15 protein-coding genes are annotated in these 15,795 nt (G+C 41.5%); 3 read left to right on the top strand and 12 right to left on the bottom strand.

All coding sequences use genetic code 11. The annotated features are described in order from the left end of the window. Window positions 1-153 precede the first annotated feature (153 nt). Genes hemG through pepQ form a run of 4 tightly spaced genes read right to left on the bottom strand, consistent with a single transcriptional unit; the run spans window position 154 to window position 4,153 of the window. A complete protein-coding gene (gene hemG, locus PROVALCAL_RS06490; protein WP_006658353.1) occupies window positions 154-678 on the bottom strand; it encodes a menaquinone-dependent protoporphyrinogen IX dehydrogenase in 525 nt (174 codons plus the stop codon). A 47-nt stretch (window positions 679-725) separates the two neighbouring features. Further along, window positions 726-2,177: a Trk system potassium transporter TrkH gene (gene trkH / locus PROVALCAL_RS06485; protein ID WP_006658352.1), complete on the bottom strand. Its 1,452-nt coding sequence runs from the start codon at window positions 2,175-2,177 to the stop codon at window positions 726-728. Window positions 2,178-2,192: 15 nt separating this feature from the next. Beyond that, window positions 2,193-2,819, bottom strand: a complete 627-nt coding sequence (locus tag PROVALCAL_RS06480; RefSeq protein WP_006658351.1) for an IMPACT family protein — start codon at window positions 2,817-2,819, stop codon at window positions 2,193-2,195. Next, window positions 2,819-4,153 carry a Xaa-Pro dipeptidase gene (gene pepQ / locus PROVALCAL_RS06475; RefSeq protein WP_006658350.1) on the bottom strand — a complete coding sequence of 445 codons (1,335 nt, stop codon included), beginning with the start codon at window positions 4,151-4,153 and terminating at the stop codon, window positions 2,819-2,821. The genes PROVALCAL_RS06480 and pepQ overlap by 1 nt, the downstream gene beginning before the upstream one ends. 258 nt (window positions 4,154-4,411) lie before the next feature. Here pepQ and fadB point away from each other — a divergent pair, with 258 nt between their 5' ends. Continuing rightward, a complete protein-coding gene (gene fadB / locus PROVALCAL_RS06470; protein WP_006658349.1) occupies window positions 4,412-6,604 on the top strand; it encodes a fatty acid oxidation complex subunit alpha FadB in 2,193 nt (730 codons plus the stop codon). A gap of 4 nt (window positions 6,605-6,608) precedes the next feature. Then, on the top strand, window positions 6,609-7,775 hold the full coding sequence (gene fadA / locus PROVALCAL_RS06465) for an acetyl-CoA C-acyltransferase FadA (protein ID WP_006663280.1): 1,167 nt from the start codon (window positions 6,609-6,611) through the stop codon (window positions 7,773-7,775). A gap of 269 nt (window positions 7,776-8,044) precedes the next feature. Here the strand turns inward: fadA and fre are convergent, their stop codons facing one another. The 3 genes from fre to pepE all read right to left on the bottom strand — a co-directional run bounded on the left by fre (window position 8,045) and on the right by pepE (window position 11,066). After that, entirely contained in the window at window positions 8,045-8,746 is a 702-nt protein-coding gene (gene fre, locus PROVALCAL_RS06460) for an NAD(P)H-flavin reductase (RefSeq protein WP_006663281.1), read from the bottom strand. A 10-nt stretch (window positions 8,747-8,756) separates the two neighbouring features. Further along, a complete protein-coding gene (gene ubiD, locus PROVALCAL_RS06455) occupies window positions 8,757-10,229 on the bottom strand; it encodes a 4-hydroxy-3-polyprenylbenzoate decarboxylase (protein WP_006658346.1) in 1,473 nt (490 codons plus the stop codon). Between the two features lie 111 nt (window positions 10,230-10,340). Next, entirely contained in the window at window positions 10,341-11,066 is a 726-nt protein-coding gene (gene pepE / locus PROVALCAL_RS06450) for a dipeptidase PepE (protein WP_006658345.1), read from the bottom strand. Window positions 11,067-11,238: 172 nt separating this feature from the next. Between pepE and rfaH the strand changes: the two genes are divergently transcribed. Continuing rightward, the gene (rfaH, locus tag PROVALCAL_RS06445; RefSeq protein ID WP_006658344.1) at window positions 11,239-11,733 is read left to right on the top strand and encodes a transcription/translation regulatory transformer protein RfaH; all 495 of its coding nucleotides are present in this window, start codon (window positions 11,239-11,241) and stop codon (window positions 11,731-11,733) included. An 86-nt stretch (window positions 11,734-11,819) separates the two neighbouring features. On the opposite strand, the gene tatC is transcribed toward rfaH, so the two are convergent. From tatC to PROVALCAL_RS06420, 5 genes are all read right to left on the bottom strand, one after another. After that, entirely contained in the window at window positions 11,820-12,575 is a 756-nt protein-coding gene (gene tatC / locus PROVALCAL_RS06440; RefSeq protein ID WP_006658343.1) for a Sec-independent protein translocase subunit TatC, read from the bottom strand. A gap of 3 nt (window positions 12,576-12,578) precedes the next feature. Continuing rightward, window positions 12,579-13,115: a Sec-independent protein translocase protein TatB gene (tatB, locus tag PROVALCAL_RS06435; protein WP_006658342.1), complete on the bottom strand. Its 537-nt coding sequence runs from the start codon at window positions 13,113-13,115 to the stop codon at window positions 12,579-12,581. Window positions 13,116-13,118: 3 nt separating this feature from the next. Beyond that, a complete protein-coding gene (gene tatA, locus PROVALCAL_RS06430) occupies window positions 13,119-13,406 on the bottom strand; it encodes a twin-arginine translocase TatA/TatE family subunit (RefSeq protein ID WP_006658341.1) in 288 nt (95 codons plus the stop codon). A gap of 113 nt (window positions 13,407-13,519) precedes the next feature. Then, window positions 13,520-15,154 carry a ubiquinone biosynthesis regulatory protein kinase UbiB gene (ubiB, locus tag PROVALCAL_RS06425; RefSeq protein ID WP_006658340.1) on the bottom strand — a complete coding sequence of 545 codons (1,635 nt, stop codon included), beginning with the start codon at window positions 15,152-15,154 and terminating at the stop codon, window positions 13,520-13,522. Then, window positions 15,141-15,794: a ubiquinone biosynthesis accessory factor UbiJ gene (locus PROVALCAL_RS06420; RefSeq protein WP_006658339.1), complete on the bottom strand. Its 654-nt coding sequence runs from the start codon at window positions 15,792-15,794 to the stop codon at window positions 15,141-15,143. Before PROVALCAL_RS06420 ends, ubiB begins: the two co-directional genes overlap by 14 nt. Between the last annotated feature and the right edge of the window lies 1 nt (window position 15,795).

Raw genomic sequence — 15,795 nt, 5'->3', positions numbered from 1 at the left:
TCCATCGCGCTTTGCGTTGGCTTGTTCCCAGTCAGTGGATGCGCATTATAGGGAGTCGCAGAAATCCTGCAAGTATTTTTTAAATATTCTTGTTCGACCGTTTTCTTTTTAAACAAATCGTACAAATCAACCACAGTTTGTTTAAAAATAAGGCTAAAGATTATCAAATTCTGTTGCGAACGCAGCAACATTATCCCAATTGGTATATTCAATTTCTGTATTTGGGTCTGTAGGACCATCCGTCATTTTCATAATGAACCGAATCATTACTCTATCAAACCATTTATAGCGGGGATAAAACAGTGCGCCAGCAAAAACTGACTTTACAGTTGGCTGCCATGGGCATTTTTCCAAAAACTTACGCGTGTAAGCATTCGTTTCAACTGTATTCTTGCCTTCTTTTCTTGCCGTAAGATTTACAGCGAAGAATCCCGTTTTCATAGAGTTCAGTTGGTTTTGGTGTGTTGAAGCAAAACGGACTAGCTGTTTATTGAAATGACCATAACGAATAGAAGCCCCCACTAGCACCTTATCATAAGCAGATAAGTTGAAGCTTTTATCTGAGTTTAAATCTCGAATATCACACTCGCGCCCCGAACGGCGTAATTGGTCTGCCATTTTGAGTATGATCTTTTTTGTTTGTCCGTCAGTACTTGAGTGCAAAAGTAGGTAACTCATTTTTCTTCCTAATCGTTACTATCTATTATATTAGCCAGACTATTTTGTTACTCACGCCAAAAAGTGGGAGTCAATAACACTAATAAGGTAAATACTTCTAAACGACCAAATAACATTGTTACTACTAAGATCCATTTGCCCGCTGGGTTCATCGTCGTGAAATTATCAGCAACAGTTCCTAATCCTGGACCTAAGTTATTTAATGTCGTAGCAATTGCAGAGAACGCGGAAAACTCATCGACTCCCGTTGCAATTAATAACAGCAAGCTAACAATAAAAACTAAAGCATAAGCGGAAAAGAATCCCCAAACAGCTTCAATAATCCTTTCTGGTAATGCTCTTTGCCCTAACTTAATGGTATAGACAGCGTTCGGATGTACTAATCGTTTTAATTCACGGGAACCTTGTAAGAATAGTAAAAGAATACGGATGACTTTTAAGCCCCCACCCGTTGATCCTGCACATCCCCCAACAAACGCGGCACATAATAGAAGCATGGGCAAAAATAGCGGCCACCCTGAAAAACTGTCTGTTGTAAACCCAGCAGTCGTCGCCATTGAGACAACTTGGAAAAAAGCTTGATCCAGCGTTTGCCCAAAGCCAGCATATACGGAGTGATACATCAGCACCGCGGTACAGATCACGACTAGAACAAACTGGAAACTGATGAACATTCTAAACTCAGGGTCACGCCAATAAATTCCAAGACCTCTTCCTGTAAGAACCGCAAAGTGTAGACCAAAGTTACAACCCGAGATAATAAGAAAGACGCCAATAATGGTATTAATGGCTGGACTATTAAAGTAGCCTATGCTGGCATCATGGGTAGAAAACCCACCGATCGCGATGGTTGAAAAACTGTGTGATATCGCATCGAACACATCCATGCCTGCGATCCATAGCGCAATTGCACACGCTATAGTCAGTAAAACATAAATAAGCCAAAGGGTTTTCGCCGTTTCCGCTATACGCGGACGCATTTTGTTATCTTTCAAAGGTCCCGGCATTTCAGCTCGATAAAGCTGCATTCCCCCAACACCTAACAGAGGCAAAATCGCCACAGCGAGTACGATGATCCCCATCCCACCAAGCCATTGAAGCATTTGTCGATAGAATAAAATTGCTTTTGGAAGCGAGTCTAATCCCGTCAGGGTTGTTGCACCTGTCGTAGTTAAGCCCGAAAATGACTCAAAAAATGCATCCGTAACAGATAAATTTGGTTTTTCCGAGAAGATAAATGGTAGCGCTCCGACGCTTCCCAATACCGTCCAGAATAGAACAACGATTAAAAAGCCTTCTTTCGCTTTTAATTCATGTCTGCTATTACGTGTTGGCAGCCATAAAAAAAGACCAATTAATAATGCAGTGACAAAGGTTTGACTGAATGCTCGTCCCGCACCATCGCGATATATTAGTGCGACAATACCAGGAATGACCATAGTAAAAGAGAAGATAATGACGAGTAACCCGACAATACGAGTTATTGCGCGAAAGTGCATTCGGCCGGTTCCTTGCTATACTGTTTGCTCTTGTGACGGTTCTGAGAGAGTTACCTCACCACGACTGATATCACGTAATTTATCATTGACCTCCTGCTCACAAGTAGCAGGAATAGAAATTTGCAAAGATACAGACTCATTATAATCACTGAGTAATATAGTACCATTTACCTGAGCTAATAATTGCTCAATACCATTGATAAGTGAGTAGTCACATACCACGTTGAAGACTTTTTGAGGCACTTTCGTTTGTGTCGGTAATAGTTTAAGTGCTTGTTGCACCCCACTCCCATACGCACGAACGAGCCCCCCAGTTCCGAGCTTTATCCCACCGAAATAACGCACAACAACGCAGGTGATTTCACCTAAATTGCTGCCGAGTAACTGTGCCATAATGGGTTTACCTGCCGTTCCCGTTGGTTCACCATCATCGGAAAAACCTAGCTGTTGGGAATCATCGGGACGACCCGCCACAAATGCCCAGCAATGGTGCCGAGCATCGGGGTATTGCGCTTTAATAGACTGAATATAGTCTTTTGCTGCTTCAATACCCTCAGTGTGAGCGATGTAGGTAATAAAACGGCTTTTTTTGATCTCTTCCGAAAAAGAGATCGTTTCTGCCGGAATTGAATACGCTTTCATTACGGTAAATGCAAATCTCGAGTCATATTTTCAATATGGTTATGATGAATGACGATATTGTCTTCAATACGAATTCCACCATAAGGCTTAAAGTGCTCGATTTTATCCCAATTAAAGTGCTGACTAAACTCACCAGTACGCCATGATGAGAGCAAGGATTCAATAAAGTAGAGACCTGGTTCAATCGTTAAAACCATTCGCGGTTCTAAAATACGAGTGCAGCGTAAGAATGGATACATTTTGGGTGCTGCTAAATGAGTCCCATCTTCATCTTGCATAAAACCAGCAACATCATGAACTTGCAGACCTAAAGGATGACCTAAACCATGTGGTAGAAATGGTGTTGTTAAGCCATTTTCAACCATAGCATCTTCACTGATGCCCTTCACAATACCATGTTTCGTCAGTAATTTAGCAATACGATGGTGCATGTCTACATGGTAATCAGTGTAGCGCACACCCGCTTTGATTGAACCAATCAGTGCAAGTTGCTCTGCATTTAAATCTGCCACTAACTCTGCAAACTCACTTTTGCTTTTTGCAGCATAAGTACGTGTAATATCAGCGGCATAACCGTTATATTCCGCACCAGCATCAATCAAGAAACTGCGTAATTCACTAGGGGCTGTTTGCTGTAGTTTAGTATAGTGGAGCACAGCAGCGTTTTCATTCAGCGCCACAATGTTTCCATAAGGTACATTTGTATCACGATGCCCGGTTGCTTCTAAGTAACTAATATTAATATCAAACTCACTCGCGCCTGCTTGGAAAGCTTCAAAAGCAGATAAATGTCCATTTACTGCCATTTTTTGCGCTTCACGCATACAGTACAACTCATAGTCTGTCTTATATGAGCGATGATAATGATAATAATCGAGTACCGGTTTTGGATTAATATTGTGAGTAGAAATACCTAGAGACTCTGCTTTAGTTGCAGAAGAGCCAATATATGCCAGATGGTCTTTTTGAATGCTAGCTAAAAAACCTTTGATTTCATCTGCATTTTTGAGATGAATGAGTTCAACTTCTTTTGTCCAGAAGCTGGTCGGTAAAGGTTCAACGCTATGCCAATAATCAACCGGAGAATAAAACCATAGTTTCGGTTTATTCACACCATCTACTAATAACCAAGAATGCGGAACATCCGTCACAGGAACCCAAGCTTTGAAGTGTGGATTGACCTTAAATGGGTAATCACTGTCATCGAGGAAAATGCGAATGGGTTCTCCTGAATGAATCAAGATGGCATCTAATTTACTGCGTTGTAAAACTTGCTGAGTCGTTTTTTGTAACGTTTTAATATGTTCTGCGTAGAGTCCAGCCAGTTTTTCCATTTCGTTCAACCTTTCAGTATTAGTTAGAAAAATCAAGCTTATCACGTTCTGATAATAACGTGTATGCTCTCAATTACATGTCACAAATAATACTTTGATTATTAATAAAAATATCATTTTCACCCTGTCTTATTTACCTTAATTCCTGTGAGCCGCCTTCCAATTTTGTTATTAATCATTTGCATTTAATTAACATTATCGTCACACTAAATTTCATCTGGTCATACCAGATAAACCTGCCACGTAAAGGAGAACAGCATGCTTTATCAAAGTGAGACAATCTCTATTCAATGGTTGAAAAAAGGTATTGCAGAACTGGTGTTTAACTCATCAGGACCAATCAATAAATTGGATACTCATACCGTCGCTTCACTTGATGAAGCTGTTGCAATACTCGAACAACAAAGCGATTTACAAGGCGTTATTTTGCGCTCAGATAAACCTGCGTTTATTGTTGGCGCAGATATCAAAGAATTTTTATCCCTATTCGAGGCATCCAAAGAAACACTGAGTGACTGGCTTGGTTACGCAAATAGTATATTTAATCGCCTTGAAGATCTCCCTGCTCCAACTATTAGCGCAATTAATGGTTATGCCCTAGGCGGTGGATGTGAGTGTGTGCTCGCGACAGATTTTAGAATTGCCTCACCAGATGCCAGAATTGGTTTACCCGAAACAAAACTAGGCATTATGCCTGGCTTTGGTGGTTCCGTACGTTTACCTCGACTCATTGGTCTTGATAGTGCTCTTGAAATTATCACTGCGGGAAAAGATGTTAGCGGTCCACAAGCACTTAAGCTAGGACTCGTCGATGCGGTGGTTGAAACAGAAAAGCTTCCTCAAGCAGCTTTGAAAATTATAGAGCAAGCAATCTCTGGCGCATTAGACTGGCGTCAGGTGCGTCAACCTAAACTTGAACCACTAAAACTTAGCGCACTTGAGCAAGCAATGAGCTTTAATGTTGCCAAAGGGATGGTCTATCAAGTTGCTGGAAAACATTATCCTGCACCTATGAGTGCAGTTAATACGATAGAAAAAGCCGCTAATTGTACGCGTGAAGAGGCATTAAAACACGAAACAGCAGCTTTTGTGCCTCTTGCTCATAGTGATGTAGCTCGCGCATTAGTCAGTGTTTTCCTGAATGACCAAAGCGTTAAATCCACCAGTAAAAAAATTGCAGGTTCCGCTACGGCGCCTACACAAGCAGCCGTTCTAGGTGCGGGAATTATGGGCGGTGGCATTGCTTATCAGTCTGCAAGTAAAGGTGTCCCCGTCTTAATGAAAGATATCAGTGACAAGTCATTAGACTTAGGGGTCAATGAGGCGAAAAAACTTCTCAATGGTCAATTTGAAAGAGGAAAAATCACTGCAGATAAGATGGCAACTACGTTAGCCTCTATTCATCCTTCTTTATCTTATGCTGGTATTGAAAACGCTCAAGTCATCGTTGAGGCTGTCGTTGAAAATCCCAAAATTAAAGCTGCTGTATTATCTGAAGTTGAATCATTAATTACTTCAGAGACGATACTAGCTTCCAACACATCGACCATCCCCATCACAGAGTTGGCTAACTCATTAAAACGCCCAGAAAACTTCTGTGGTATGCATTTTTTCAACCCTGTACACCGCATGCCATTGGTAGAAATCATTCGAGGCAAAAAAACCAGTGATAGCACTATCGCAAAAGTAGTTTCTTATGCGTATAAAATGGGAAAAACCCCTATCGTTGTAAATGACTGCCCTGGCTTTTTCGTTAACCGAGTCCTATTCCCTTATTTTGCAGGGTTTAACTTATTGCTTCAGGATGGCGCAGATTTTCGAGAAATCGATAAAATCATGGAGAAAGAGTTTGGCTGGCCAATGGGGCCTGCTTATCTGCTTGATGTTGTTGGTATTGATACCGCATTTCATGCAGAACAAGTCATGGCTCAAGGTTTCCCACAGCGTATGCAAAAAGTTGGTAAGAACGCGATTGATATCATGTTTGAGCAACAACGTTTCGGTCAAAAAAATGGCAAAGGTTTTTACCAATATGAAAAAGATAAAAAAGGAAAACCAAAGAAAATTGATGACCCGCAAACCGATGAATTATTAAACGTTATTCGTCAGAGTAAACGTTCATTCACTAAAGAAGAAATTATTGCTCGAATGATGGCTCCAATGGTGAATGAAGTAGTTCGTTGTCTAGAAGAGGGAATTATTCAAAGCCCTTCTGATGCTGATATTGCCCTAGTTTATGGTCTTGGCTTTCCTCCATTCCGCGGCGGTGTGTTCTGCTACCTAGATACTCTTGGCAGCCAATCTTACGTTAAAACTGCCGAATCCTATTCTCATTTAAGCCCGCTTTATCAAGTTCCTGATGGATTGAAAGAAAAAGCGGTGACTAATGCTAGATACTATCCGAAGCCACCGGTTGTGGCTATCGATGTCAAAAAAGTTGCGAGAGGTTAATCCTATGGAAAATGTCTTCATTATTGATGGTATACGCACACCAATGGGCCGTTCCAAAGGCGGTGTATTTCGTCATGTAAGAGCAGAAGACCTCTCTGCACACTTGATGAATGCGATTTTCGAACGCAATCCAAATGCGAGAAAGAAAGAAATAGATGACATTATTTGGGGGTGCGTTCAGCAGACATTAGAACAAGGTTTTAATATCGCAAAAAATGCCGCTCTGTTGACTGACATTCCTCATACCGTTCCTGCAGTCACTGTCAACCGACTATGTGGATCTTCAATGCAAGCCATCCACGATGCTAGCCGTTTTATTATGACCGGAGATGCCCATTCCGTTTTGATTGGGGGCGTTGAGCATATGGGCCATGTCCCAATGACTCACGGCATTGATTTCAATCCAAAATTAACATTGCGCGTAGCTAAAGCGTCAGGAGCGATGGGTTTAACCGCCGAAATGCTAGCAAAAATGTACAAAATTAGTCGTGAAGAGCAAGATGCATTTGCGCTTAGATCTCACCAACGTGCGGCATCTGCAACTAAGAATGGTAAATTTAGCCGTGAAATCGTTCCGATATCAGGTCACGATGCCGACGGTAACCTCATTTCAGTTAATTATGACGAAGTGATCCGATTTGATGCCAGTTTAGAAGGTCTCGCTTCTTTAAGACCAGCATTTGATCCTGTGAGCGGCACTGTGACCGCAGGCAATTCATCAGCACTGTCTGATGGCGCTTCAGCCATGCTACTTGCCAGTGAATCTTATGCCAAACAGCATGAATTAAAACCACGCGCAAAAATTCGAGCAATGGCAGTCGTCGGTTGCGATCCATCAATTATGGGTTTTGGACCTGTTCCCGCCACTGAAATGGCATTAAAACGCGCAGGACTTTCGCTAAATGATATTGATATCATTGAACTTAATGAAGCGTTTGCCGCGCAATCTATTGCCTGCTTGAAAGGATTACAAATCTCAGAAAGCCAAGTAGACCAGAGAGTAAACTTGAGTGGTGGCGCAATTGCCTTAGGGCACCCTCTCGGTTGCTCGGGCGCTAGGATCACAACTGCACTACTTAATCAGTTAGAACAACATGATAAGCAGTTTGGATTAGCCACAATGTGTATTGGATTTGGGCAAGGTATTGCCACAATTATTGAACGCGTTTAATTCATTTTGCCGTTACATTGTCGTATCTTGCAATGTTCCCGCCTAGTCAGGGGCGGGATTTTTTTATCTTCAAAACAGCAAAATCAGCTCAGTCAAAATCGAAAAATCAATCAATTCGAATTTTAAATACAACTCTATACATCCACTAAATAGTTCAAGTCACAGGTAGGCGGCAAGTGTAGGCGGCAAGTAAAGCTATCTCTTGAGCATACTGGAGTATGTGATAGGGTAGCTTTATGAAGCCCCCCTACAACTTGAAAGATGACACGTTATAGAAAATCGAAGGCATCACCAAACAATTGAGTTGCCTTTGCATTCCGCTCACCACAAAACCTATCCCGTGCAATCTTCGCCATCTCAAAACGACCTGCAATATAGATATCATGACCTGACAAATCACCGAAATCTTCTAATACCGTGCTCAAGACAGTTCCCGTTCTTCCGCGCCAATTCTCATCAGGCTGTTCAACAACAGGGATCACTTTCAGATTTGGATATCGTTCACTAATAGCTTGAAGCTCTCCCAAATCATACAGATGTTCTAACTGACGCCCACCCCAATAAAAAGTAATGTCACGTTGAGGATTTTCAGCAAGGGCTGCCAGCAAAATAGAATGGGTATAGGAGAAGCCAGTGCCACCCGCAATCAAGATCATTGGATTTGAGCTATTCTCACGAAACCATGCTTTTCCGTGAGGGATATCAATATCAATACGTTGCTGTTCTAGAATACGATCCATTACAGCCATTGCGTATAAATTGAATTCCGATGCACCGATATGTAGCTCAATAGATTGATTATTTTCAGGCGTAGAGGCCATGGAGAATGGTCGCTTGTCTCTTTCATCCATAACGACCATTAAATACTGACCAGCTTTAAAGTGAAAAGGACCATCTGGCAACAAAATAACCCGATAAACTGTATCCGTGATTGATTCAACAGATGTGACTTTACAGCTCAAAGTTGCCATGGTTTTCCTCTTACTTTTCAATAATATTTAACTGTTCCCAGATGTCATCCACACGGGACTTAACACTCTGAGTCATGACAATAGGGCGTCCCCATTCTCGATTGGTTTCTCCCGGCCATTTATTGGTCGCATCCATGCCCATTTTGGAACCTAATCCGGAAATTGGTGATGCAAAATCAAGATAATCAATCGGTGTATTTTCCATCATCACGGTGTCACGAGCGGGATCCATGCGCGTTGTAATCGCCCAAATAACATCCTTCCAATCACGAGCATTGATGTCATCATCACAGACAATGACAAACTTAGTGTACATAAACTGACGCAGGTAAGACCAGACTCCCATCATTACTCTTTTTGCGTGTCCTGCATACTGTTTTTTCATGGTAACGACAGCCAGACGATACGAGCAACCCTCTGGTGGTAAATAGAAATCGACTATCTCAGGGAACTGTTTCTGTAAAATAGGAACTAGAACTTCGTTCAGGGCTTCCCCTAATACCGCAGGCTCATCCGGCGGGCGCCCTGTATAAGTCGAGTGATATATTGCATCACGGCGCTGAGTAACGTGGGTAACAGTAAACACTGGGAAATCATCAATTTCATTATAATAACCAGTGTGGTCACCATAAGGACCTTCCGGTGCCATCTCTCCCGGTTCAATATACCCTTCAAGAATGATTTCAGCCCCTGCAGGTACTTCTAAATCATTAGAAATGCATTTCACTACTTCCGTTTTATTGCCACGGAGCAATCCTGCAAATGCATATTCAGATAAGGTATCTGGAACAGGCGTCACCGCACCTAAAATTGTTGCAGGATCAGCCCCCAATGCGACAGCGACAGGGAATCTCTCACCGGGGTGAGCTTGGCACCATTCTTGGAAATCTAATGCGCCACCACGATGAGACAACCAGCGCATAATCACTTTGTTCTTACCCAGCACTTGCTGGCGATAGATGCCTAAATTTTGGCGTTCTTTATGAGGACCTTTGGTCACAGTCAACCCCCAAGTAATCAAGGGTGCTGCATCTTCAGGCCAACAATGCATAACGGGGATTTTTGTTAAATCAACATCATCTCCAGCCCAAATCTCTTCCTGACAAGGTGCAGAGCTTAAGCGTTTAGCTGGCATATTCAGCACTTGCTTGAATTTCGGTAACTTATCCATTAAGTCACGGAACCCCTTCGGAGGATCTGGCTCTTTCAAGAAAGCGAGTAACTTGCCCACATCATGCAATGCTTTAATGTCTTCTTGCCCCATTCCCATGGCAACGCGTTTAGTTGTACCAAACAAGTTACATAAGACAGGCATGTTATAGCCTTTAGGGTTTTCGAATAATAAGGCTGGTCCCCCTGCTCTTAGTGTACGATCTGCGATTTCAGTCATCTCCAAGTAAGGATCGACTTCCATCGTAATGCGTTTTAATTCGCCTTGCTTTTCAAGCTGCGCGATGAAATCTCTAAGGTCACGGTATTTCATTATCTTCTTTTACTATTACAGGGGGAACCTCATTATAAGGTTCCCAGCCAAGGTTACAAGTTACTGTTAAACATACTTAATAATCAAGATGTTCAGTTCAAGTATATCACTTTACTTGCAATCAAACGGAACATGTTCCTTTAATGATACGGTATCAAATTGCTCAGGGAATGTTTTGTTGTGCTGAAACAGTTTAAAGCCTTCATTTTTGCCACTGAAGTAACTCAGCTCATTTCCTTTAATCTGCAATCCGCTCCCTTCACGTAATGCAACAACAACCTCATGAGGGTTGATAACACAGAACTCTTGTAAACGCTCATCACGGGTTTCGCCCATGTGCCCAGAAATATGAGCATCGATATAATGAGGGTTTATTTGCATTGGGAATAGCCCCAGAGACGGCATAATTACGGCGTTGCTTACTGGCATATCATTTGTTGTTCTGATACTTGGGGTCGCTACATTACAACCTGCGCTCCAACCAATATAAGGTACACCACGTTCACGTACAGCACGTTGAATTGCGACTATTAGCCCATTCTCATGTAAGCATTTATTTAACCACCATGTATTACCACCACTCACCAGAATACATTCGGCTTGTTCAATCGCTTCTACAGGGCTTTCGAAATGCTCAATCGAAGTCACTTTAATACCTAAAGCATCGCTCAATTGCTCCGCTCGCTCATCATGAGAACCACGTAAAACAGCATACGGTACCAATACTGCTGACTTAATGTTTTTACGTTCAATCATTTCATTGATTCTTGGCAATGCATAACTTAGCCATACAGGGTTCCCGGAAAGTTTGCCGTTACTCAGTAAAAAGATATCCATGGTGTCTCCTACAAAAAGTATTAACTGCTGTGTTTATCGTATAGCTAATTTTGTAACTACTGAATTAATCTATACTTGTGTGCATGAATAATATTGTGCCATTCATCATTAGTCACATTCTTATGCCTTAATTTGTTATCATGAGCATAAATTTGTTGGATGGGATCAAAAAATGGAAAAATGGTATTTGCTGTATTGCAAACGAGGACAATTGGAAAGGGCTGTTGAACATTTAACTCGCCAAGATGTGGCATGTATGACCCCCATGACCGAAATGGAGAAAGTCGTTCGTGGAAAGCGTACGGTTGTCACTGAAGCGTTGTTTCCTAATTACCTGTTTGTTAAGTTCGATCATGAGCAAATTCATACAACAACGATCCAATCTACCCGAGGGGTCAGCCATTTTATTCGCTTCGGTGTATTACCCGCTGAAGTTCCCGAAGAGATTATTGAGCTGATACAGCAAACACCTATCAGCCATACCCAATCACCGGACCTCCCTTCCCATGGAGATAATGTTGTGATTACTGAAGGTATTTTTGCAGGTGTTAACGCTATTTTTAATGAACCTAATGGCGAATCTCGTTCAATCCTCTTGCTCAATATATTAAATACCACGGTTGAAAAAGTCATTGATAATACTCAATTTAAAAAAGCTATTGAGTAGACTTTGGCATCATATTTAAATATTGAACACATAAAAAAAGCCCATTAATTAAATGGGCTTTTTTTCACAAGAGTCGCCTACTATGGCTATTCTTCTGGCTCCTCATCTTCATCTCTACGTCGACCTTTGCCAACATAGAAATTAGATAGTAAGACCCCAAGCTCAAATAGCAAGTACATTGGTACCGCAAGTAAAGTTTGTGATAGTACATCTGGAGGAGTCAGGAACATCCCGACAATAAATGCACCCACTAAGATATATGGACGCTTACGTCTGAGAGATTCAGGTGTCGTTACGCCAGTCCAGCATAATAAAATTATCGCTATTGGCACTTCAAATGCAGCCCCAAATGCCAGAAATAATGTCATGACAAAACTGAGGTACTTACTGATATCAGGTATAAAGTTAACGCTATCTGGTGTTGTTTTTACAAAGAAACCAAAGGCTAACGGGAATACCACAAAATAAGCAAATGCCATTCCTAAATAGAATAGGAAGCTACTTGAAACCAGCAGTGGCAGCATTAACCGACGCTCATGCTTATATAACGCAGGCGCGATGAAAGCCCAAATCTGGTACAAAATGACAGGTATCGAAATAAACACAGATACCATCATGGTCAGTTTAATTGGGGTAAAAAACGTCGATGCTACATCTGTCGCACTCATTTGAGAGCCAACAGGTAGCTTATCAATCAAAGGCGCAGCAACAAGGCGATAAATATCATTTGAAAAATAAGCCAGCGCCGCAAAGACGATTAATACCGTAATCAAACAGTTTAGTAGCCGCTTTCTAAGTTCAATCAGGTGGCTAATAAGTGGTTGAGCATCATTGACAGCCATGTGTTATTTTTCACTTTCTGTTTGATTGGAGTTTGTTACTTTAGCATCGAGTGGCTTAGAGTCTGTTGGTGCTGTTGAAGCTGTTTTTTCTTCAACAACCGCAGCCATCTTAGCAGCATACTCAGGATCAGGGTCTGACTCTTGAGTTTGCGAAGAACTAGCATGGGATTCCTTTACCGCTGCATCGTAGTTTTCTGTGATCTCTTTTGCTTTGTTCAACTCAGATTGGACGTCGTTGGTTGTTGCTTGATAACCACTTTGTAAAGACAAAGCAGCATGGCGCAAATCATCCATCGATTTTTTAAGTTCCGGAGAAAGTGTTTCCAAACCTGCTTTCTCTTCGACTTTTTTAAGAGTCTCTTGCAGTTCTTGCAATTTCAATTCTTGTGATAGTTCATTCTGGACATTGGTGGCCATAGAACGCATAGCACGAATCCAACCAGCAACAGTTCTCACTGCTACTGGTAGACGTTGAGGGCCCAATACCACAAGACCGATGATTGCAACTAGCAGTAGTTCACTAAAACCTATGTCAAACACGGTTTATCCCTGCTCTTTATTTTTGCTCTCAACTGGGCTGTCTTTTTTCTCAGCAGCCTGTTGTTCCGTGATATTTTTGGTTGCAAAATCAGCATCTTGCTTTTCTTGCTCTGCTTTTGCTTTTGCAGCTTCATCATCACTCATTGCTTTTTTAAAGCCTTTCAGTGACTCACCTAAATCGGAACCTAAAGAACGCAGTTTTTTGGTGCCGAAAATTAAAATAATAAGCAAAGCAATAATAATTAATTGCCAAGGGCTGCCGAAAGAAGCCATTGCAAATGTTGATTCCATTGTTAATACCTCTATAGTTTTGGGATCAATTGTAACTAACCCTATTATATACAACCAACGCTAAATACGGAAATGATCACAGCCTTATAAACTTGTCGCAAAACAAAGTCTACTTAATTATCCTCTCCTTTACACCAACCTACAAGCCACGACAATGCACCCACAGCCATAAATGCTGCTGCAATTCGGGTTAAGTCAGAAATAAAGAATAAGCTACCACAAAGAATGAAAGTTGCCCCAATTCCTAATAGATACTGTGATTTACGTTGTTTCGTGCGTTGATGCTTTAACTCTTGAGTAAGCTGTTCAATATTAGACTGCAAGAATCGATGCTGTTTTAATGCCCCATAAATTAAATCGGGGATTTCTGGCATTTTTTCTGCCCAATAAGGCGCTTTCTCTTTTAACGCTTTAGTGATTGCAGGAAGCCCTACTTGGCTATGAATCCAATCTTCTAAGAATGGCTTTGCCGTTTTCCATAAATCCAGTTGTGGGTATAGCTGACGACCAAGCCCTTCAACATACAATAAGGTTTTTTGTAATAACACTAACTGTGGTTGAACTTCCATATTAAAGCGACGAGCGGTATTGAACAGGTTCAATAACACATGCCCAAATGAAATTTCCGCCAATGGTTTTTCAAAAATAGGTTCGCAAACAGTGCGAATGGCAAATTCAAAATCTTCAACGTTGGTATCTGCGGGAACCCAACCGGAATCGACATGCAGCTCAGCCACTTTACGGTAATCACGATTAAAGAAGGCAATAAAGTTTTCAGCTAAATAGCGTTTGTCTTCTTTATTGAGAGAACCCACAATTCCGCAGTCAATTCCTATATAGAGAGGGTCTTCAGGGTGTTCATAGCTAACAAAAATATTGCCGGGATGCATATCTGCATGAAAGAAACTGTCACGAAATACTTGGGTAAAGAAGACTTTTACGCCTCTTTCCGCCAACAATTTCATGTTGGTTCCCTGAGCTTCTAAAGCCGCAATATCGGAAACAGGAATACCATAAATACGCTCCATCACCATCACGTTTTCACGACAATAGTCTGGATAAACCTCGGGAATATACAGCATGGCGCTGTTTTCAAAATTACGACGAAGTTGAATTGCATTCGCGGATTCACGAAGTAAATTTAATTCATCAATTAACGTTTTTTCGTACTCACGAACAACTTCTTTTGGGCGTAAACGTCGTCCATCTGGAAGAAGTGGAACCCAATTAGCAATTCGGTACATCAACTTAATATCTGCTTTGATAACTGGCAGGATATCTGGGCGAATGACTTTTAAAACAACGTCTTTGCCATTCTCTTTTAATATGGCTGTATGCACTTGGGCAATAGATGCTGACGCCAAAGCTTGCTCATCAAAATTATCAAACCATTGTTCTAACGGTCCGCCAAGCGACTCCTCAATATAGCGACGCGCTAACTTACCGTCGAAACTTGCGACTTTATCTTGTAATAATGAAAGTTGATCGGCAATGGTAGGGGGAAATAAATCTCGGCGAGTCGAAAGCATTTGACCAAATTTGATCCAAACTGGCCCCAACTCCTGCAGCGCCAAACGTAGGCGCTCACCAAGATCTTTATCTTTGTGTTTATTTTTGATCCAAAAAAAACCTAATCGCCCAATTCTTAAAGGCAATGTCAGCTTAATTTTAGGAATCAGCTCATCTAGTCCATAAGAGAGAAAAACCCGAATAATGAAGTAAAGGCGTTTTATTTCACCGGGAGACATTCTTCTCCTCCAACTGATTGAGTCGCTGTTCTAATTGACTCATTGAATTTGAAACTTGCTCAACTTCATCGCTAAAGTGCACTAATTCCAGCTGGCTAGGCGCCATTTTCCACTCTTCCAGAATAATGTCTTTAACGTAAGTTTTTTGGCGGCTAACTAATCGGGAAGCAAGACACGCCCCTTTGCCCAATACTTTACTAATACCTTCTGCAGCAATATCACCAATATAAGGGGATAAATAGTGTGCTGGATTCCAGATCGCTAAATCCAATAATGACGACCAGTGCTGCACAATCTGCATATCGCCTTCAATCACAATATCACCGTGATTGATTAACTGTGAAAGCTGCTGCTTATCTTTCAGCTTAATCAAGGTAAATAGCGATGTTTTAATGGTGCAGTCTGCGGGTTCTTGCCATTCACTTAAAACATCAACATGATTTTCAGCAAAAACTAATGTTAGGGTTTTATTCAGCTCTTTGAGCTCAATTCCCATCACTTTACCCGCTAAACGCATTCTTGCTGGTTGTAGCACTTTTTCCTTGAACAACATATGGTTCAAGGATGTTTCCATGAATGCTGTCATTACGGAATACAAAACAGTATTGGGATTTTCAATATGCGCTGATGGTGCTTCCATC

This window comes from Providencia alcalifaciens DSM 30120, assembly GCF_000173415.1.
Taxonomy (GTDB): Bacteria; Pseudomonadota; Gammaproteobacteria; order Enterobacterales; family Enterobacteriaceae; genus Providencia; species Providencia alcalifaciens.
This window is presented reverse-complemented; position numbering and strand designations above follow the sequence as displayed.

Bases quoted from the DNA above. Each gene is read 5' to 3' on its own strand.
- trkH (WP_006658352.1), bottom strand. From the start codon at position 2,177: ATGCACTTTCGCGCAATAACTCGTATTGTCGGGTTACTCGTCATTATC.
- tatA (WP_006658341.1), bottom strand. From the start codon at position 13,406: ATGGAATCAACATTTGCAATGGCTTCTTTCGGCAGCCCTTGGCAATTA.
- hemG (WP_006658353.1), bottom strand. From the start codon at position 678: ATGAGTTACCTACTTTTGCACTCAAGTACTGACGGACAAACAAAAAAG.
- fre (WP_006663281.1), bottom strand. From the start codon at position 8,746: ATGGCAACTTTGAGCTGTAAAGTCACATCTGTTGAATCAATCACGGAT.
- fadA (WP_006663280.1), top strand. From the start codon at position 6,609: ATGGAAAATGTCTTCATTATTGATGGTATACGCACACCAATGGGCCGT.
- tatC (WP_006658343.1), bottom strand. From the start codon at position 12,575: ATGGCTGTCAATGATGCTCAACCACTTATTAGCCACCTGATTGAACTT.
- PROVALCAL_RS06480 (WP_006658351.1), bottom strand. From the start codon at position 2,819: ATGAAAGCGTATTCAATTCCGGCAGAAACGATCTCTTTTTCGGAAGAG.
- rfaH (WP_006658344.1), top strand. From the start codon at position 11,239: ATGGAAAAATGGTATTTGCTGTATTGCAAACGAGGACAATTGGAAAGG.
- ubiD (WP_006658346.1), bottom strand. From the start codon at position 10,229: ATGAAATACCGTGACCTTAGAGATTTCATCGCGCAGCTTGAAAAGCAA.
- PROVALCAL_RS06420 (WP_006658339.1), bottom strand. From the start codon at position 15,794: ATGGAAGCACCATCAGCGCATATTGAAAATCCCAATACTGTTTTGTAT.
- pepE (WP_006658345.1), bottom strand. From the start codon at position 11,066: ATGGATATCTTTTTACTGAGTAACGGCAAACTTTCCGGGAACCCTGTA.
- pepQ (WP_006658350.1), bottom strand. From the start codon at position 4,153: ATGGAAAAACTGGCTGGACTCTACGCAGAACATATTAAAACGTTACAA.
- fadB (WP_006658349.1), top strand. From the start codon at position 4,412: ATGCTTTATCAAAGTGAGACAATCTCTATTCAATGGTTGAAAAAAGGT.
- ubiB (WP_006658340.1), bottom strand. From the start codon at position 15,154: ATGTCTCCCGGTGAAATAAAACGCCTTTACTTCATTATTCGGGTTTTT.